The organism is Rhizobium rhododendri (assembly GCF_007000325.2).
GTDB lineage: Bacteria > Pseudomonadota > Alphaproteobacteria > Rhizobiales > Rhizobiaceae > Rhizobium > Rhizobium rhododendri.
The window spans coordinates 303,687-320,354 of the sequence record NZ_CP117270.1 but is presented as its reverse complement, the minus strand read 5'-3'; the positions used below and the strand labels follow the sequence as shown (position 1 = coordinate 320,354).

The following is a 16,668-nucleotide window of genomic DNA, read 5'->3' as shown; positions in this document are numbered from 1 at the left end:
CGAACTCAGCGCTCCGGGACGGATGCCTTTGTTTCTGCAGACCAGCGCAGGAACAGCGTAGACAGCGGCGGCAGCATCACCGACAGCGACGCATCCTGGCCGTGCGCCGGAATGTCCTCGGTCCACACGCCACCGGCGTTGCCGATGTTGGCGCCGCCGTAGACGGCTGCGTCGGAGTTCAGCACCTCCGCCCAATGGCCAGCCTCCGGCACGCCGACCCGGTAGCCGTGGCGCGGCACCGGCGTGAAGTTGCAGAGAACCAGCATCATCTGCTTGCCATCGGCCGAGCGGCGCAACATGCCGATGACGGAGTTGACCGCGTCGTCGGGCACCGCCCACGAAAAGCCCTCGCCATGGACATCGCTGAACTGCAGCGCGGCTTCATCGCGATAGAGGTGGTTCAGGTCACGCACGAGACGCTGCATGCCGGCGTGTTGAGGCTGGTCGAGCAGGTCCCAGACAACCGAGGCGTCATGGTTCCACTCGGTTGTCTGGGCAATCTCACCGCCCATGAAGATGAGCTTTTTGCCCGGATGACCCCAGAGGAAGCCGAAATAGGCACGAAGATTGGCAAAACGCTGCCAGTCGTCGCCCGGCATCTTGCCGATCAGCGAGCCCTTTCCATGAACAACCTCGTCATGCGACAGCGGCATCATGAATTTTTCGGTGTACTGGTAGACCAGTCCGAACGTCATCATTCCGTGGACGTATGAGCGATAGACCGGATCCTTCTCGATGTAATCGAGCGAATCGTGCATCCACCCCATATTCCACTTGAAGTCGAAGCCCAGGCCACCGTCTTCCGGCGACTTGGTGACGCCTGGCCAAGCGGTCGATTCCTCGGCGATCATCAGGGCATCGGGGCATCGCTCGTGGACGATGGCATTCAGGTGCTTCAGAAAATCGACGGATTCGAGATTTTCACGGCCACCATATTTGTTGGGGATCCATTCGTCGGCATTGCGGCTGTAATTGCGGTACAGCATCGATGCAACGGCATCGACCCGCAGTCCGTCGATGTGGTAGCGCTCGATCCATTCCAGAGCGCTGGAAATAAGGAAGCTTTTCACCTCGTTGCGTCCGAGGTTGTAGATCAGCGTATTCCAGTCCCGATGAAAACCTTCGCGCGGATCTTCGTGCTCGTACAGTGCGCTGCCGTCGAAACGGGCAAGACCCCAGGGATCTGTCGGAAAATGCGCCGGCACCCAATCGAGGATGATGCCGATGCCTGCCGCATGGGCGCGGTCGACGAAATAGGCGAAATCCTCGGGGGTGCCGTATCGCCCCGTCGGTGCAAACAGGCCAAGCGGCTGATAGCCCCAGGAGCCGCCGAAGGGGTATTCCATGATCGGCAGGAACTCGAGATGAGTAAAGCCCATGTCGCGTGCATAAGGAATGAGCCTCTGGCTGAGTTCCATCCAGTTCAGATGCCGGTTGCCTTCTTCGGGGATCCGGACCCAGGAACTGAGATGCACCTCGTAGACCGACATCGGTGCGTCATCGTCCTGTCGCGCCTTGCGGGAGGCCAGCCATTCGGCGTCGTTCCACTGGAAGGGCGTGCTGCGCGCAACGATAGACGCGGTTGCCGGCGCAGCTTCGCTGGCCCGGGCCACGGGGTCGGCCTTCTGCGCAAGGACAGTACCGCCGGAGTCGATGATCTCGTACTTGTAGTGATCGCCGGGACCGAGGCGCGGCACGAAGATTTCCCACACGCCAGCATTCGGGCGCAACCGCATCGGGTGGCGCCGACCGTCCCAGGAGTTGAAATCCCCGACCACGGAAACACGCCGAGCATTCGGAGCCCAGACCGCAAACCGGACGCCGGCAATACCCTCGACGGACATCGCCTGCGCGCCAAGAACCTTCCCGAGTTTGTAGTGATTGCCCTCGGCCAGAAGGTGCAGGTCAAGGTCGCCTAGTAGCGGGGGGAAGGAATAGGGATCTTCCGTCTCCTGGATAGCGTCCGGCCAGTGGATGCGCAGACGATATTCCGGGCGTCCTTCGACTGCACCCGCAAACAGACCATTCTGGAAGACCGGCTGCAGCTGCGCAAGGATCTCGCCACTGCCGGCTGCAATGACGTCGACGGAGATGGCACCTGGGATATAGGCGCGGATCACGTATCCGCTGCCGAAACCATGCAGCCCGAGGACGGAAAACGGATCGCCGTGGCGGCCCTCAACGAGAGCATACAGGGCGTCATGATCTATTCCCGCCAGAAGATCGGCGTTGGCAAGCGTCATAGGTCGTTCTCCAGCAGGCGATCGACAATCATCGACAGGCCACGCAACGGGATAGGAAGCCATTTCGGCCTGTTGCCGGCCTCATAGGCGATTTCATAGGCAGCCTTCCCGATCAGGAAGAGATCGAGGATGCGGCTACGCTGCTCCGACGGCATCGCCAGCTGAGGCGAACTTGCCGAGGCTGCGAAATATTCCTCGAGGAAGCGGACTTCCGCTTCTGCCGTAAACTGGTCGATCATCGCGCGGCGCGTTTCGCCGGCACTGTCGACGAGCACCTGCTTGTCGCTGTCGGCAGACGCGGCCACATAGTTGAGCGAACGCAGGAAACCGGCGACATCGCGTAGCGGGCTGGTCTTGGCACGGCGTTCCTCGAGATCGCGCGTCGGCTCTCCCTCGAAATCGATGATGTAGGCATCGTCCTCCGATACCAGGATCTGTCCGAGATGGAAGTCGCCGTGGATGCGGGTCATCAGGGTGCCGACAGCGGCATCGGCGAGCTTGCCGATAGCCGGAATGATGCGCTCGCGGCGCGACAATACCCGGTCGGCCAAAGCCATCCCGGCAGGATCGAGGCTGTCCTGCGACTGCTCGATGATATCGAGAGCGTTCGAGAGCTGTGACAAGACGCTGTCACGCCATTCGTTCGCGGTCGCCTGATCGACCTTCAGAGGCGCGAAGGCCGGGTTATCGCTCGGGGCGGCAAGGGCTGCGTGCAGTTCGCCAAGGCGGCGGCCAACTACGGCAGTGAAGTCGCCAAGTGGGCGGAACGGATTTTCGCTCTCTGCGTGACGTTCTTCTTCCGAGACCAGCAACTGATCCGTCGTCAGGCGCAGGCCGTCGAGCATCCAGTTCCAGGCATCGCCCTGATTGCGGATGGCGCCCTGGACGATGATCAGCGTGTAACGGTGACCGTCCGCATCGGTACGGGTCACTTCGCCCAGCAGCGGTGCGCTGTGGGTATAACCGACCTCCGTCAGATGGCGGGTCATCTCGACTTCGGGATGCACACCTTCGAATACGTGGCGGATCAGCTTGACCATAGCGAGGTCGCCAATCACCAGCGAGCTGTTCGACTGTTCGGCCGAGAGCCAGACGATGGGCAGGTCGCCGTGCAAAGCGATTTCATCGAGCTTTTCGCTGCCGATGAAGTCGAGAGTGCCGGCCTTGCCCGAAATCGTCGAGCGTTCTGCCAGAGCCTGCAAGGTCGCACGCGCCATACTTTCCATGGCGAAGCCGTCGGTCAGCAGGCCGACGCGACGTCCCTGACGAACGCGAGCGAGCGCCAGCTGCTGGGCGAGAATAGGCGGGTGCATATCATCCCAGGCAAAGCTGAGCGGCAGGAAGTAGCGTTCCGAGCGATCGTCGAACTCGACCTCCAGCTCGGACATGATCACACCGTCTGCAAACGGCATGGGGGTCGCCGCGACCAACATCGCGTTCTTCACCCTCTCTCCCTTGGCGCCAAACCAGCGACGACGAGCGAGATAGGAAGGCAGGATATCGCGCGACAGCACAGCCGCGTTGCGACCGTCTTCCATCAGTTCCAGCAGGTTGTGCTTCAGAACAATGGTGACGAATTCGTCCATCTGCTCCGGTGGCGGAGTGCGCCATACCGGGCCGTCGGTCTCGCCCGCGAGCTTGAACCAGAAGAAGCCATATGGCTGCAGCGTCAGGAGATAGGTCAATTGGCCAATGGGCGGGAAGGCTGACATGCCGGTCATCTCGACCGGTATCCGGCCCTCGAATTCGGAAAGGTCGAGCTCCACCGCCTGCGGCAGGCGAGACAGGTTGACCACACAGAGGATCGTCTCGTCGCCGTACTCGCGCAGATAGGCAAGAATTTTGCGGTTTGCAGGTTTCAGGAACCGGATCGTGCCGCGACCGAAGGCCGTGTGACGACCGCGCAGCGCAAGCATGCGCCGCGTCCAGTTCAGCAGCGAATGGGCGTCGGTGTTCTGCGCTTCGACGTTGAGTGCACCGTAGCCATAGATCGGGTCCATGATCGGCGGCAAGACGAGCCGTGCCGGGTCCCCGTGTGAGAAGCCACCATTGCGATCGGGTGACCATTGCATCGGCGTACGCACGCCGTCGCGGTCACCGAGATAGATGTTGTCGCCCATGCCGATCTCGTCGCCGTAGTAGAGGACCGGCGTGCCGGGCATCGACAACAGCAGCGCATTCATCAGCTCGACGCGACGGCGGTCACGCTCCATCAATGGCGCCAGCCGGCGGCGAATGCCAAGATTGATGCGGGCCCGACGGTCCGAAGCGTAGGTGTTCCAGAGGTAATCGCGCTCCTCGTCGGTCACCATCTCGAGCGTCAGTTCGTCATGGTTGCGCAGGAAGATCGCCCACTGGCAATTGTCCGGAATATCCGGTGTCTGGCGCAGGATGTCGGTGATCGGGAAGCGGTCTTCCTTGGCAATTGCCATGTACATGCGCGGCATCAGCGGAAAGTGGAATGCCATGTGGCACTCGTCGCCATCGCCAAAATAGTCCCGCGTGTCTTCCGGCCACTGGTTCGCCTCGGCGAGCAGCATCTTGCCGGGATGGCTCTCGTCCATGGCGGCACGGATCTGCTTCAGGATCGCATGCGTCTCCTCGAGATTCTCGTTATTGGTCCCCTCGCGCTCGACGAGATAGGGGATTGCGTCGAGGCGGAAGGCGTCGATGCCCGTATCCAGCCAGAAGCGCATCGCCTTCATCAACTCGTCCATGACAGCCGGATTGTCGAAGTTTAGGTCAGGCTGGTGCGAATAGAAGCGATGCCAATAATACTGGCCAGCCGCCGCATCCCAGGTCCAGTTCGACTTTTCCGTATCGATAAAGATGATCCGGGTTTCCGGGAACTTCTGGTCCGTGTCCGACCAGACGTAGAAATCCCGTTCCGGCGAACCCGGTGCTGCCAGCCGCGCACGCTGGAACCAGGGGTGCTGGTCGGAGGTGTGGTTGATGACCAACTCGATGATGACGCGCATCCCGCGCTCGTGCGCACCGGCAACGAACTCGCGGAAGTCGTCCATCGTCCCGTAGTCGGGGCTGACATTGGTGTAATCGGCAATGTCGTAGCCATCGTCGCGGCGAGGCGAAGGGAAGAACGGCAGCACCCAGATGGCGGTGACGCCGAGAGCTGCGATATAGTCAAGCTTCTGGGTAAGGCCCTGGAAGTCGCCGATACCATCGCCATTGCTGTCGAAAAACGACTTGATGTGCAGCTGGTAGATGATGGCGTCCTTGTACCAGAGCGGATCCTGGCCAAGCTTTTCGTTGATGATGATATTGTCCATTTAAATCTCCCGAACACTGCTACGCCAGATGGAAAAGGGCACGCCCGGCTCAAACCGGAGATGTTGCCGCTTGCCTGTCCAGGTCATTCGATTGCCATGCATGAGGTCTTCGACGAAAAGGCTGCCGTTATCTGGAAGGCCCGAGGCCCACAGCGGAATTTCGACGTCGGCTTCCTGCACGTTATGAGGGTCGAGGCTGACCGCCACGAGCACGACGTTGTCTCGACTCGGCGTCGCCTTTTCGAAGAAGAGAATGTTATCGTTCCAAGCCGGCAGCAGGGTCAGGCCCAGATGCGAATGCAGCGCCGGATTGTGCTTGCGGATGCCGTTCAGCCGGGTGATCTCGGCGATGATGTTGCCCGGTCGATCCCAGTCCCAGGCCCGAATCTCGTACTTCTCGCTGTCGGCATATTCCTTGCGCTTGGCATCCGGACGGCCCTCGCAGAGCTCGAAACCGTTATAGACGCCCCAGAGACCCGAAAGCGTGGCAGCGAGTGCAGCACGGATCAGGTAGGCGGAGCGCGGCGCGTTCTGCAGAAAATCAGGGTTGATATCGTGGGTGTTGACGAAGAAATGCGGGCGGAAGAAATCCTTCGGCGCCGTTTCCGTCAGCTCGCGCATATAGGCCTCCAGCTCCCACTTGGCATTGCGCCAGGTGAAGTACGTATAGGACTGGGAGAACCCGACCTTGGCGAGGCGGTACATCACCTTCGGCTTGGTGAAGGCTTCCGACAGGAACACCACGTCTGGATGTCGGCTGCGGATATCGGCGATCATCCACTCCCAGAAGGGGAAAGGCTTGGTGTGCGGATTATCGACGCGAAACAGCTTCACACCGTGATCGACCCAGAGCTGGACGACATCGCGCAACGCGGTCCAAAGCCCCGGCACAGCGTCCTTGGCATAGAAATCGACGTTGACGATGTCCTCGTATTTCTTCGGTGGATTTTCCGCATAGCGCACGGTCCCGTCCGGCCGCCAGTCGAACCAGCCCGGATGCTGCTTCAGCCATGGGTGGTCTGGCGAGGCCTGGATGGCAAGGTCGAGTGCGATTTCCAGGCCGTGCTCGTGAGCCGCCTCGACCAGCCGATCGAAATCGGCGAAGGTACCGAGTTCAGAATGGATGGCATCGTGGCCCCCATCGGCAGCGCCGATGGCGTAGGGGCTGCCCGGATCCTGCTCCGACGCATTGAGGGTGTTGTTGCGACCCTTGCGGTTCGTCTTGCCGATTGGATGGATCGGCGGGAAATAAAGAACGTCGAAACCCATCTCGCGGATGGCGGGCAGACGGCCGATCACGTCGTCGAATGTGCCGTGACGGTTCGGATCGCCGCTCTGCGAGCGTGGAAAGATCTGGTACCAGCTGGCAAAACCTGCTGCCTGCCGTTCGGCGTCCACCGGGTACGCTGCGCTGCGCACTTTGAACGGGCGGTGATCCGCCTGTTTCATCAGCGACGATGTTTCGCCAGCCAGCAAAAGCTGCACGCGAGCCTTGTCGTCCGCCTTGGTGAGACTGTCCGCTAACGTTTCAAGCCGCGTGGCGATATTGCCGCTATTCTTGGCGATCGCAGACTTGACGAGACCGAGGCCTTCCTGAAGTTCAAGCTTCAGGTCGAGCTTGGCGTCGTTCTTCTTCACGAGTTCGTAGCGGAAGATGGCAAACGGGTCGCGCCAGGCTTCGATGACGAATTCATGCCGGCCCATGCGCTGAAGTTCGAATTCCGCCCACCAGCGATCATTGCCGATCAACTGCATGCGGACTTCCGACCAGGTGTCCTCATCGACGGCGCGCCACAGGAGGGATGCCGAGAGCGGATCGTGGCCATCGCCGAAAATGTCAGCCTCGACACGAACTGTCTGTCCGACAGTGGTTTTCACCGCGAAGCGACCGTCATCTACCGACGGCGTCACCTCTTCTATCGCCAGTCGTGGCGTCGCGGCAGCGTCCGTCGCCGGCAGGTGAGCTTGCGACAAAATCGCCTTGCTGGCCTTGCCCTCGAATACCCTGACCTCGCCGGGAAGCAGACTGATGATTTTCTCAGCGTCCAGCGTCGCGCCATCGGCCAAGCTCAAAAGTGGGAGGAAGCCAGCCGAATTTTCGGAAAGCATTCCCACTGGCAACAGCGCAGATTTGCGCAGGTCGCTATTGACTGCAATCAGCCTCTGCGTGCTGGCAAAGCGCGCATCGGCGGCGTCTGAGCGGATGAGGATGGAGACCGGCGTCGACGAGCCGACGACCACGCGGACCGACTGTCTTTCGAACGCCGCGTTCTGCTTCTGAAGGTTTGCATTGACCCGCCGGACCTCGCCCGAAAGGTCAAGAAGACCATCGTGACGCAAGGAGGAGATGCCGCGTCCGTTGCCGGCCGTCATGTCGAGGGCGAGAGACGCGCCGAATTCGAACCCCATCGGTATCAGCAGACCGTCGCCGAATTCAGCTGCTATCAGCAGTGCACGACGCGCTTTGCGCTCGATCGTCTCCAGGTCTTCCGCACCATGGGCGATCCGGCGACCGAACGGTGCTTCTGGAAACGCAATGTCGAGACCGATTGCGCGGTGAAGATCATGCTCCTCGACGATCCAATCGCCACGCTGGTCCCACCAGCAGATAGACGAGAAGGCACCGTCAAATCCCGCGCTTTGCAGAGCGCGGCGGACAGAGAAGGCCGTGCCCGGGGTCCAGGCATAGAAATGGGTGTCTGGCGCAATCTCGCGGGCAGCGCTGATCAACCGTGTCCAGGCAGATGAAGGTACCCTGTCGATGCCGAGGCAGCGGAAGCCCGAAATGCCAACCGATACCAGTGCATCGAGACGGACCTGCCATTGGCGCAGGTTTTCCTCCTCCGCCTCGCTGCCGGTTGAAAAGTGCTTGGCATGCCTCTCCTCGGGCGAAATGCGCGGATCGGAAACTACGCCGCCGTTCGTCGATTCTACAGTTGAAATGCGATCTATGACGATGTCGATCATGAAGTTGAGGCCGCGTTGGCGGGCCGCGGCGGCGAGGGCCTGAAGCCCCTCGACGGTATTCCCGAGGCTTTGCAGCGATGGCGTCAGCCGATCCGGGTCGCTGGGAACGAACACGCTTTCGCCCGGCAGTGTCAGGAACGGCGGGGCTGAAAGGACGGTGTCGAAACCCAGGGCTGAGGCGTGATCGAAGACAGCCGACCAGGCGCTCATGCCGTCGAGCATCAGGGGATGGACGTAATAAATGCGTGGTGGTCGACGCCGTGTTTGCTGATCGTTCCGTAAGGTAGACGCTTGCATCGTTCTCGGCCCCGCTGGCCGAGCCGGAGGGCTGCGACCGGATTTTGGTTTGCCAAGTGGAACGGTAGGCAGCCTCCATTGTTCCGCCGACGAGCAGGTTTATCCTCCGGCAGACACTTTTCGGGCGGGCAGGAAAATTGATTTTCAGGGCATATTGGCCTGGAGCGTCAGCCATCTGCGGAATTCTGTCCGCATAGCTCCGAAGTCGTTGCGCTCACTTCAAGAAATAGCGCAAAAGCCTTCAGTGAATAACGATGGGGTGGCCGGGGCAGATCGCCTCGCCGATCATCTGGTCCATATGCTCATCAGCCACTTCGACCAGCGAAATTGCGATATCCTCGGGTTTCCAGCCTTCATCAAGGGCCTCACGCACCACCCTTTCCACCGCACGGCGAAGAGACTCCCGGCAGCGCCAGTTGCTGTCGTCGGCAAGCAGCAGAGGGTTCTTCGGCGTTTTTGGCATAGCGTCCCCTAGCGCGAGGCCTTGGTTTGACGGGTCGTTGCTGTCTTGATCGATACGCGGCGCCGCCATGGCTGCCAATCGTCTCATATACTATCTGTGGTAACCGCCACTCTTGGCAAGACACGAAGACGCAATCCCGGCCAAAATCGCCGACGGCGGGGAAGTGCAACGAGGAGGCTAGCGCTGGCGCGTGCGCTGATGCCATAGCGCGCTGTAGTCATCGAGCGGGGGCAGGGGGAAACCGGCCTGGGCCCGCACGGTCAGACCCGCCGGCGCAATGCCCGTCAGCAGTGCAGCACCGAGGCTGGTGCCCGTGGAGCCCGGCAGCGCGACGACATCGAGGCCGGTCAGTGCGGAGAGCGCCGCTATATAGATGCGGTTGAGCGCGAACGGTCCTTCGACGACAATGCTGCCGCCGGCGCCGATCAGATCGAGGCAGGCCTGCGTCATGAGGGCGAGATACAGTCCGGCGGCAGCACACCGCTCTGCAAGTGTCGCCTCCGCGTCGTTCAACCATTGCATTTGTGCGCCGGGAAAGGGACCTGAACCGGGGACCACGTTTGGTAACAGCATCAGACGTCGCTCGATGACGGCACTCACCGCCTTCTCGGCATCCTCGGGGGCGACATCGCCGAACGCTCTCGCCAGCACTTCGAACTCCCGACCGCCCATGAACCGCGACGAGGGAACGGCGCGACCATAGGCGTCCACATTGGCGAGCGTATCGCGGCCAGGATCGAGCCCGTCCATATCGCCGCCAACCGCAAAGCTGACCACCCATGTCCCGGTCGAGACTACAGTGAAGGGTGAGGGGCGGCCGATCAGGTGTGGCAGCAGCGAAGCGTTGCTGTCATGGATGCCGCAGAAGACAGGAATTTCACCGCCAACTCCGATCTCGGCGGCAATCGAAGCAGAGATCGGCCCAAGGACATCGAACGCCGAACGGATCGGCGCCATTTTGGCACGGATGCCAAGCAGGTCAACGAGCGGCGAGTAGTCTGAGGATGCCGGCAGCCACAGATCCGTATGACAGCCGAGCGATGTCATTTCGTTGGCAGCTACGCCGGTCAGCCGCCAGGCCCAGTATTGCGGATAGGTAAGAATGGTCGCAACCCTGGCAAAGGCCTCGGGAAAGACCGTCTTCTGGTAATGCAACTGCGCACCGAGATTAAGGCCGACGGCAAGCGAGGGCGAGAACGTTTCGGCGAAATCCGGGCGCAGAGCGAGGTACTCCGCGCGAATGGCCGGGTCGTAGGGATGCTCATAATCCAGCACGGGCAGCGCGAGCGCGCCCTCGGCATCGAGCAATGCGGCACAAGCCCCATGGGTGGTGATCGACACAGCATCGAAACCCGGCGCAACCGCGAAATCGGCCAGCGCTTTCATCGTGAAGCGCCACAAGGCTTCGATATCGTAGTGGGGATAGGGGCCGTCTTGCAGTACGCCGTTGCCGGTCTTAACGACGGCGACCTCCCTACCGGTCCGGGCATCGAGCACGACCACCTTGGCATTCGTCTTGCCGATGTCGAGGACGGCGATGCGCCGGAAGGCCGCGCTCATGGCAGATGAAAGAGCGTCACGAGATCGCTCTGCTCAGGCGAATTATCCGGATTGGTGGCCATGATATCGGCCATGTGCGCCCACCAGCGCTGCATCACCGGGTGGGCCGGAAGGCTCGCCATCGTGTGACCCTTCGGCCGCGTCAGCACGCCGAACAGCGTGTTGGTTTCGCGGTCGAGATGGATGGAATAGTCGCTGGCCCCGGAAATGTGTAGCAAGTCGACCAGTTCCGGCCAGATCTCGTCGTGACGCCGGCGGTATTCGGCTTCCATGCCGGGATTGAGCCGCATCTTGAAAGCGTACTTTTCGAGTTCGCCGGTCATTTGCCGCCCATGGCCTTTATGCGCCGCACGATGATGGGCAGCGCGATGGTGATAATCAGCAGCAGGCCGATGAAAATCGACATGACGATGCCGGGAACATTGAGCAAGCCGAGGCCGAAGGTGACGAGACCCATGACAAAGGCAGCAATGACGACGCCGCCGATAGTGCCGGAGCCGCCGAGGATGGACACGCCGCCGAGCACGACCATGGTCACCACTTCCAACTCCCACCCTTGCGCTATCGACGGCCGCGTCGAACCGAGCCGCGAGGTGAGGCAGACCGAAGCCAGGCCGCTCATGACGCCGGTCAAAAGGAAGAGGATGAACTTTATCCGCTCGACCGGAATGCCGGAGAACCTCGCTGCAAACTCGTTGTTTCCGATCACATAGACCTGCCGTCCGAAATTGGTGGCATGCAGCAGGATGGCAAACAGGATCGCAAGCACGAGGAACAGCACGAACTCGAATGAGAAAACCCAGACGACGTAACCCTGTCCGAAGAAGGCGAAGTCCTCGGGATAGCTCCCGAACGCCTGGTCCCCGAGGACGATGTAGGAAATGCCGCGAAACAGGCTCATCGTGCCGATGGTAACCACAATAGACGGCAACTTTAGCACGGAGACCAGAATGCCGTTGAACAGCCCACACAGCAGCCCGACACCGAGGCCGATGGCAACCAGCCCGACGGTATCGACGCCGGCCTGCGCCGCATAGCCCATCGCCGTCGAGGCAAGCGCAATGATCGCTGCCACCGACAGGTCGATTTCGCCGGCAATGATCAGCAGCGCCATGGCAAAGGCGATCATCGCCTTTTCGGTGAAATTGTATGTCGCGTCCGAAAGATTGTAGGCGTCTAGGAAGTAAGGCGAGGCCAGCGAGTTGAAGATGAAGATCAGGATGGCGACGCCAAACAGCAGCACCTCCCAGCTGGCCATGATACGCCGGAAGGGCGTTCCCAGCCGGTCGGGAATGGCGCGTCGCTCGGTCTGTGTCTCGGGAACGGCACTCATGCTGCCACCTCGTTGGTGATGGTGTCGCGGGCCGCCTTGTCGCGCAGGATGATACGGCCGCGATTGCGTTCACGGCGCGCATTGAAGACGACGGCGAGGATGATGACGGTGCCGGAGATCGCCATCTGCGTGAACGGCGAGATACCGATCACAGGCAGCGCGTTCTTGATGACGCCGAGAAACAGTGCGCCGAGCACGGTGCCGGCCACAGAGCCGACGCCGCCCGCAATCGAGATGCCGCCGATGACGCAGGCGGCGACGCTGTCGAGCTCGAAGCCGTTGGCAATATCGACATAGGCGACCGCATAGCGCGACACCCAGAGATAGCCGCTCAGGCCCGCCAGCGCTCCCGACAGCACGAAGGCAAAGAAGCGCGTCCTGCCGACATCGACACCGGCATAGACGGCAGCAACGGCATTGCCGCCTGCGGCATAGGCGGCGCGGCCGAAGGGCGTGAATTTCAAAACAAAGTATATGAGCGCGACGACAACGATACCGATCCAGCCGAGCACCGGCAGGCCGAATATCATCGTTCGCGGGACGTTGAGAAAGACCGGCGTCATCTGGTGCGCGTTGACCCACGCCCCGCCCGACAGCACGAAAGCCATGCCGCGATAGATAGTCAGCGTGCCAAGGGTAACGACGATCGGCGGCATTTCCAGCGCCCAGACGAGGTAGCCGTTGATAGCGCCGAGTGCTGCACCGATGACGATGGCGACCAAGATGAGGGCCGCCAGCGGAATGCCGGGGAAGCTGGAATTCAGCATGGCAATTGCCATGCCGGTCAGCGCAAGGTTGGCGGCAACAGACAGGTCGATGGACTTGGTGAGGATTACCGTCATCTGGGCCAGTGCCAGGATGATGAGGATCGAGGTGTCGTTGAAGATGTTGGAAAGGTTGCCGGGCGCGGCGAAACCCGCGGCGCGGGTGGAAAAGCCTGATATCATCACCAGAATGATGATGAACAGCAGCGTTTCGCGCTTTTTCAGGAGACGGGACATGGGTTTATCCTAAACATTGCCGGTGGCAGCGCGCACCAGGGTTTCCGGCGTCAGCGCATCGCGGTCGAACAGGCCTGCCGACAGGCCTTCCTTCATGACGAGCACCCGGTCCGCCATGCCGATGATTTCAGGCAGCTCCGACGAGATCATGATGATGCTCAGGCCCTCGGCGGCCAGTTCGCTGATGAACTGGTGGACGGCAGCCTTGGAGCCGATATCGATGCCCTTGGTCGGCTCATCGAGAATGATGACCTTCGGCAGCGTCGCCAACCATTTGCCGATCACCACCTTCTGCTGGTTGCCGCCCGACAGCGTGCCGACAGGCACGGACAGGGCAGCCGCGCGCAGGTCCAGCCGCTCGGCGTATTTGCGGGCCAGTGCCAGCTCGCTCGCAGCGTTCAGGAAACCCTTGCGCGATGTGCGCACCAGAGACGGCAGCGACATGTTCTGGAAAATCGGCATCGGCAGAGCCAGCCCATGGCGGCCGCGCTCTTCCGGCACGTAGACGATGCCGGCCCGGATCGCATCCAGCGGCGAGCGAATGGCAATCTCCTTGCCGTCAAGCGTCAGCTTGCCGGAAAGAGGTTTGGTAATGCCGAACAGCGACTGGCAGAGTTCCGAGCGGCCGGCGCCGATGAGCCCGTAGATGCCGAGGATTTCGCCACGACGGAGCTCGAAGGAGATGTCGCGGAATTCCGTCGCATGGCAATAGCGCTCGACGGCAAGGACCGTGGCGCCGATGTCGACGGCCATCTTCGGAAAGGCATCCTTGACGTCGCGGCCGACCATCATGCGGACGATCTCGTCCTGCGGCGTGTCCTTCAGACGGCCATGGCCGACGGCCCGGCCATCGCGGAAGACGGCAAAATTGTCGGCGATCTCATAGACCTCATCGAACTTGTGGCTGATGAACAGGATCGCCTTGCCCTTCGCCTTCAGGCCCTCGACGATGCGAAAGAGATCGTCGATCTCCTTGCGCGAGAGGGCGGCCGTCGGCTCGTCCATGATGACGATGCGCGCCTCGATGGACAGCGCGCGGGCGATGGCGACGAGATGGCGCTGGGCAATCGACAGGTCCTTCAGGCGGATCGTAGGATCGATGGCGCTTTCGAGCGAAACGAGCAGCGCCTTGGCGCGGCTGTTCATCGTCTTCCAGTCGATCGTCCGCCATGCCGTGCGCGGCGCGTGGCCGAGAAAGATATTTTCCGCCACCGTCAGTTCGTCGAACAGCACGGTTTCCTGGTGAATTGCCGTAACGCCGGCGTCGATCGAGGCCTGGGCGCTGGAGAACGTTGTTGGCTTGCCGTCTACAAGGATCTCGCCTTCGTTCGGACGGTAGATGCCTGTCAGGATCTTCACCAGCGTCGACTTGCCGGCACCGTTCTCGCCGATCAGCGCCGTCACCTTGCCGGGATAGAGCGCGATACTGACGTTATCGAGCGCCTTGACGCCCGGAAAGATCTGCGAAATTCCGCGCATTTCCAGGATCGCCGTCTCCGGCGCTGGCGGGCTATCCACGACGGGGTATTGAAGGGCAGCAGTCATCAGCGGTCTACCGGTTAAGATTTCCAGTCCCGGCGGCACGGTGCCGCCGGGTGGTGAGCTTTGGCTGAGAGCCGATCAGAAGACTTTCGAGAACTGGTCGATGTTGGACGCGTTGTAGACGAAGGGATCGGACATGGCGGCTTCGCCCTTGTCGTCGACCTTGATCTTGCCCATGCGGCCGGCCGGGATTTCGCTGCCTGGCGCACCCTTGGTCTCACCCTTCACGAGGCGGTAGGCGATCTGTGTGGCCGAATAGCCAAGGTCGATCGGATTCCAGATGGCGAATTCCTTGGTTGCGCCGGACTTGATGGCGCCGGCCATTTCGGAGGGCAGTCCGAGACCGGTGACATAGACCTGGCCGATCTTGCCGGCATCCTTGACAGCCTGCGAGGCGGCGAGAACACCCACGGTGGTCGGCGCAACGATGACCTTGACTTCAGGATGCGAGGTCAGGATGCCCTGCGCTTCGCGGTAGCTCTTGTCCGACAGATCGTCGCCGTAGACGGTCGTGACGAGGGTCATGCCCGGAAAGTCCTTCATCTGCTTCTTCATCTCGGCAATCCAGATGTTCTGGTTGGTCGAGGTGGTCGTGGCAGACAGGATGGCGAAGTCACCCTTGCCGCCGTCGAGATGATCCTTGACCAGCGTCAGGCACATCTTGCCGATCAACTCGTTGGACGACGGGTTGAGCTGCAGGATACGGCCGGCCTTTGCGACGCCGGAATCGAACGAGATCACCTTGATGCCGCGCTGGGCCGCCTTCTTCAGGGCCGGTACGACAGCATCGGGATCGTTGGCCGAGATGGCGATGGCATCGACGCCCTGGGCGATCAGCGAATTGATGACTTCGATCTGGCCTTCGGCCGTCGTCGTGGTCGGGCCAGTATAGATGACCTCGACGCCGCCCAGTTCCTTGGCTGCTTCCTGAGCGCCCTTGTTGGCCGCTTCAAAGAAGCCGTTGCCGAGCGATTTGACCACGAGGCCGATCTTGATGTCTTTGGCGTTTGCCGTGCCGGACATCAAGGCTGCGACCAGCGCAACGCCGATCGCCAGTTTCTTCACAATATGCATGTCTCTTCCTCCCGAGTTGATTGGTCTGCGTCACGCCACGCCGGTTCGATTATGCGACCGACGAGGAATCCTCCCTGCCCGACTGCGATGCCGCGACGCTCGCAATCACGAGCCCCACGCCTGCGTCTTCGATCATTCTGACGGACTCCTCCGAGATTCCGTCGTCGGTGATAACGGTCGTCACCCGGTCGAGCGGGCACAAGATCAGGCTCGACCGGCGATGGAACTTGCTGGAATCGACCATGACAATCAGTTCGTCCGCCTGATGCATAAGCTTTTGTTCGCTCTGGATGATCAGCGCATCGGCCTCCATGATCCCCAGCGGGCCAACGCCCTGGGCACCGATGAACATCCGGCGGGCATAGAAATTGCGCGTCGTGTCGTTGTCGAAGGGCGAAAGGATCAGGCTCTGCTCGCGGTAGATCGCGCCGCCCGGGACCGTCACCGAATTTTTCGAATGCTTGACCAGATGCTCGGCGATGGCAAAGGAATTGGTCATCACCTGCAGTCGATGGGCGGCCATGAAATGCACCATCTGGAACGTCGTCGTACCGCCGTTGATGATGATCGCATCGCCGGGGTCGCAGAGCTCGACAGCCTGGCGGGCAATTGCGCGCTTCTTGTCGATATTGACGGATTCGGACACACGGAATGGACGGCCAGCGAGATTGCCCAGCTGCGGCGGATGCACGGCCTCTGCACCGCCACGGACGCGGCGAATCTTGCCCTGTACGTGCAGGGCAGCAATATCACGGCGGATCGTCGCCTCGGAAGCCTCGGTCAATTCGGCAATATCCTGAATTGTGACGACCGACTTTTCCTGGACTGCGCTGATGATGATGCGATGGCGTTCGCGTTCGTGCATCGTCCCCTCCTGGCGCCGTTTATTTCTTAACGGTGA

11 protein-coding genes are annotated in these 16,668 nt (G+C 61.2%); all 11 read right to left on the bottom strand.

Annotated elements, in window-relative coordinates; genetic code table 11:
• Window positions 1–5 precede the first annotated feature (5 nt).
• The gene (gene glgB / locus PR018_RS28285) at window positions 6–2,243 is read right to left on the bottom strand and encodes a 1,4-alpha-glucan branching protein GlgB (protein ID WP_142824935.1); all 2,238 of its coding nucleotides are present in this window, start codon (window positions 2,241–2,243) and stop codon (window positions 6–8) included.
• Entirely contained in the window at window positions 2,240–5,530 is a 3,291-nt protein-coding gene (gene treS / locus PR018_RS28280) for a maltose alpha-D-glucosyltransferase (RefSeq protein ID WP_142824934.1), read from the bottom strand. The genes glgB and treS overlap by 4 nt, the downstream gene beginning before the upstream one ends.
• On the bottom strand, window positions 5,531–8,794 hold the full coding sequence (locus tag PR018_RS28275; RefSeq protein ID WP_142824933.1) for a maltotransferase domain-containing protein: 3,264 nt from the start codon (window positions 8,792–8,794) through the stop codon (window positions 5,531–5,533).
• Window positions 8,795–9,035: 241 nt separating this feature from the next.
• Complete coding sequence (locus tag PR018_RS28270; RefSeq protein WP_142824932.1) at window positions 9,036–9,344, bottom strand: hypothetical protein; 309 nt, start codon at window positions 9,342–9,344, stop codon at window positions 9,036–9,038.
• A gap of 90 nt (window positions 9,345–9,434) precedes the next feature.
• Window positions 9,435–10,817 (bottom strand): FGGY-family carbohydrate kinase, encoded by a 1,383-nt coding sequence (locus PR018_RS28265; RefSeq protein WP_142824931.1) that lies wholly within the window; start codon window positions 10,815–10,817, stop codon window positions 9,435–9,437.
• Window positions 10,814–11,140: an L-rhamnose mutarotase gene (gene rhaM, locus PR018_RS28260; protein ID WP_142824930.1), complete on the bottom strand. Its 327-nt coding sequence runs from the start codon at window positions 11,138–11,140 to the stop codon at window positions 10,814–10,816. Before rhaM ends, PR018_RS28265 begins: the two co-directional genes overlap by 4 nt.
• The gene (locus PR018_RS28255) at window positions 11,137–12,150 is read right to left on the bottom strand and encodes an ABC transporter permease (protein ID WP_142824929.1); all 1,014 of its coding nucleotides are present in this window, start codon (window positions 12,148–12,150) and stop codon (window positions 11,137–11,139) included. Before PR018_RS28255 ends, rhaM begins: the two co-directional genes overlap by 4 nt.
• Entirely contained in the window at window positions 12,147–13,151 is a 1,005-nt protein-coding gene (locus tag PR018_RS28250) for an ABC transporter permease (protein ID WP_142824928.1), read from the bottom strand. Before PR018_RS28250 ends, PR018_RS28255 begins: the two co-directional genes overlap by 4 nt.
• A 9-nt stretch (window positions 13,152–13,160) precedes the next feature.
• Window positions 13,161–14,696: a sugar ABC transporter ATP-binding protein gene (locus tag PR018_RS28245; protein WP_142829302.1), complete on the bottom strand. Its 1,536-nt coding sequence runs from the start codon at window positions 14,694–14,696 to the stop codon at window positions 13,161–13,163.
• A 75-nt stretch (window positions 14,697–14,771) separates the two neighbouring features.
• Window positions 14,772–15,767: a rhamnose ABC transporter substrate-binding protein gene (gene rhaS / locus PR018_RS28240; protein ID WP_111221143.1), complete on the bottom strand. Its 996-nt coding sequence runs from the start codon at window positions 15,765–15,767 to the stop codon at window positions 14,772–14,774.
• Window positions 15,768–15,816: 49 nt separating this feature from the next.
• A complete protein-coding gene (locus PR018_RS28235) occupies window positions 15,817–16,632 on the bottom strand; it encodes a DeoR/GlpR family DNA-binding transcription regulator (protein WP_142824926.1) in 816 nt (271 codons plus the stop codon).
• Between the last annotated feature and the right edge of the window lie 36 nt (window positions 16,633–16,668).

Excerpts from the sequence above, each read along its gene's own strand:
- glgB (WP_142824935.1), bottom strand. The coding sequence starts at position 2,243 with ATGACGCTTGCCAACGCCGATCTTCTGGCGGGAATAGATCATGACGCC.
- treS (WP_142824934.1), bottom strand. The coding sequence starts at position 5,530 with ATGGACAATATCATCATCAACGAAAAGCTTGGCCAGGATCCGCTCTGG.
- PR018_RS28275 (WP_142824933.1), bottom strand. The coding sequence starts at position 8,794 with ATGCAAGCGTCTACCTTACGGAACGATCAGCAAACACGGCGTCGACCA.
- PR018_RS28270 (WP_142824932.1), bottom strand. The coding sequence starts at position 9,344 with ATGAGACGATTGGCAGCCATGGCGGCGCCGCGTATCGATCAAGACAGC.
- PR018_RS28265 (WP_142824931.1), bottom strand. The coding sequence starts at position 10,817 with ATGAGCGCGGCCTTCCGGCGCATCGCCGTCCTCGACATCGGCAAGACG.
- rhaM (WP_142824930.1), bottom strand. The coding sequence starts at position 11,140 with ATGACCGGCGAACTCGAAAAGTACGCTTTCAAGATGCGGCTCAATCCC.
- PR018_RS28255 (WP_142824929.1), bottom strand. The coding sequence starts at position 12,150 with ATGAGTGCCGTTCCCGAGACACAGACCGAGCGACGCGCCATTCCCGAC.
- PR018_RS28250 (WP_142824928.1), bottom strand. The coding sequence starts at position 13,151 with ATGTCCCGTCTCCTGAAAAAGCGCGAAACGCTGCTGTTCATCATCATT.
- PR018_RS28245 (WP_142829302.1), bottom strand. The coding sequence starts at position 14,696 with ATGACTGCTGCCCTTCAATACCCCGTCGTGGATAGCCCGCCAGCGCCG.
- rhaS (WP_111221143.1), bottom strand. The coding sequence starts at position 15,767 with ATGCATATTGTGAAGAAACTGGCGATCGGCGTTGCGCTGGTCGCAGCC.
- PR018_RS28235 (WP_142824926.1), bottom strand. The coding sequence starts at position 16,632 with ATGCACGAACGCGAACGCCATCGCATCATCATCAGCGCAGTCCAGGAA.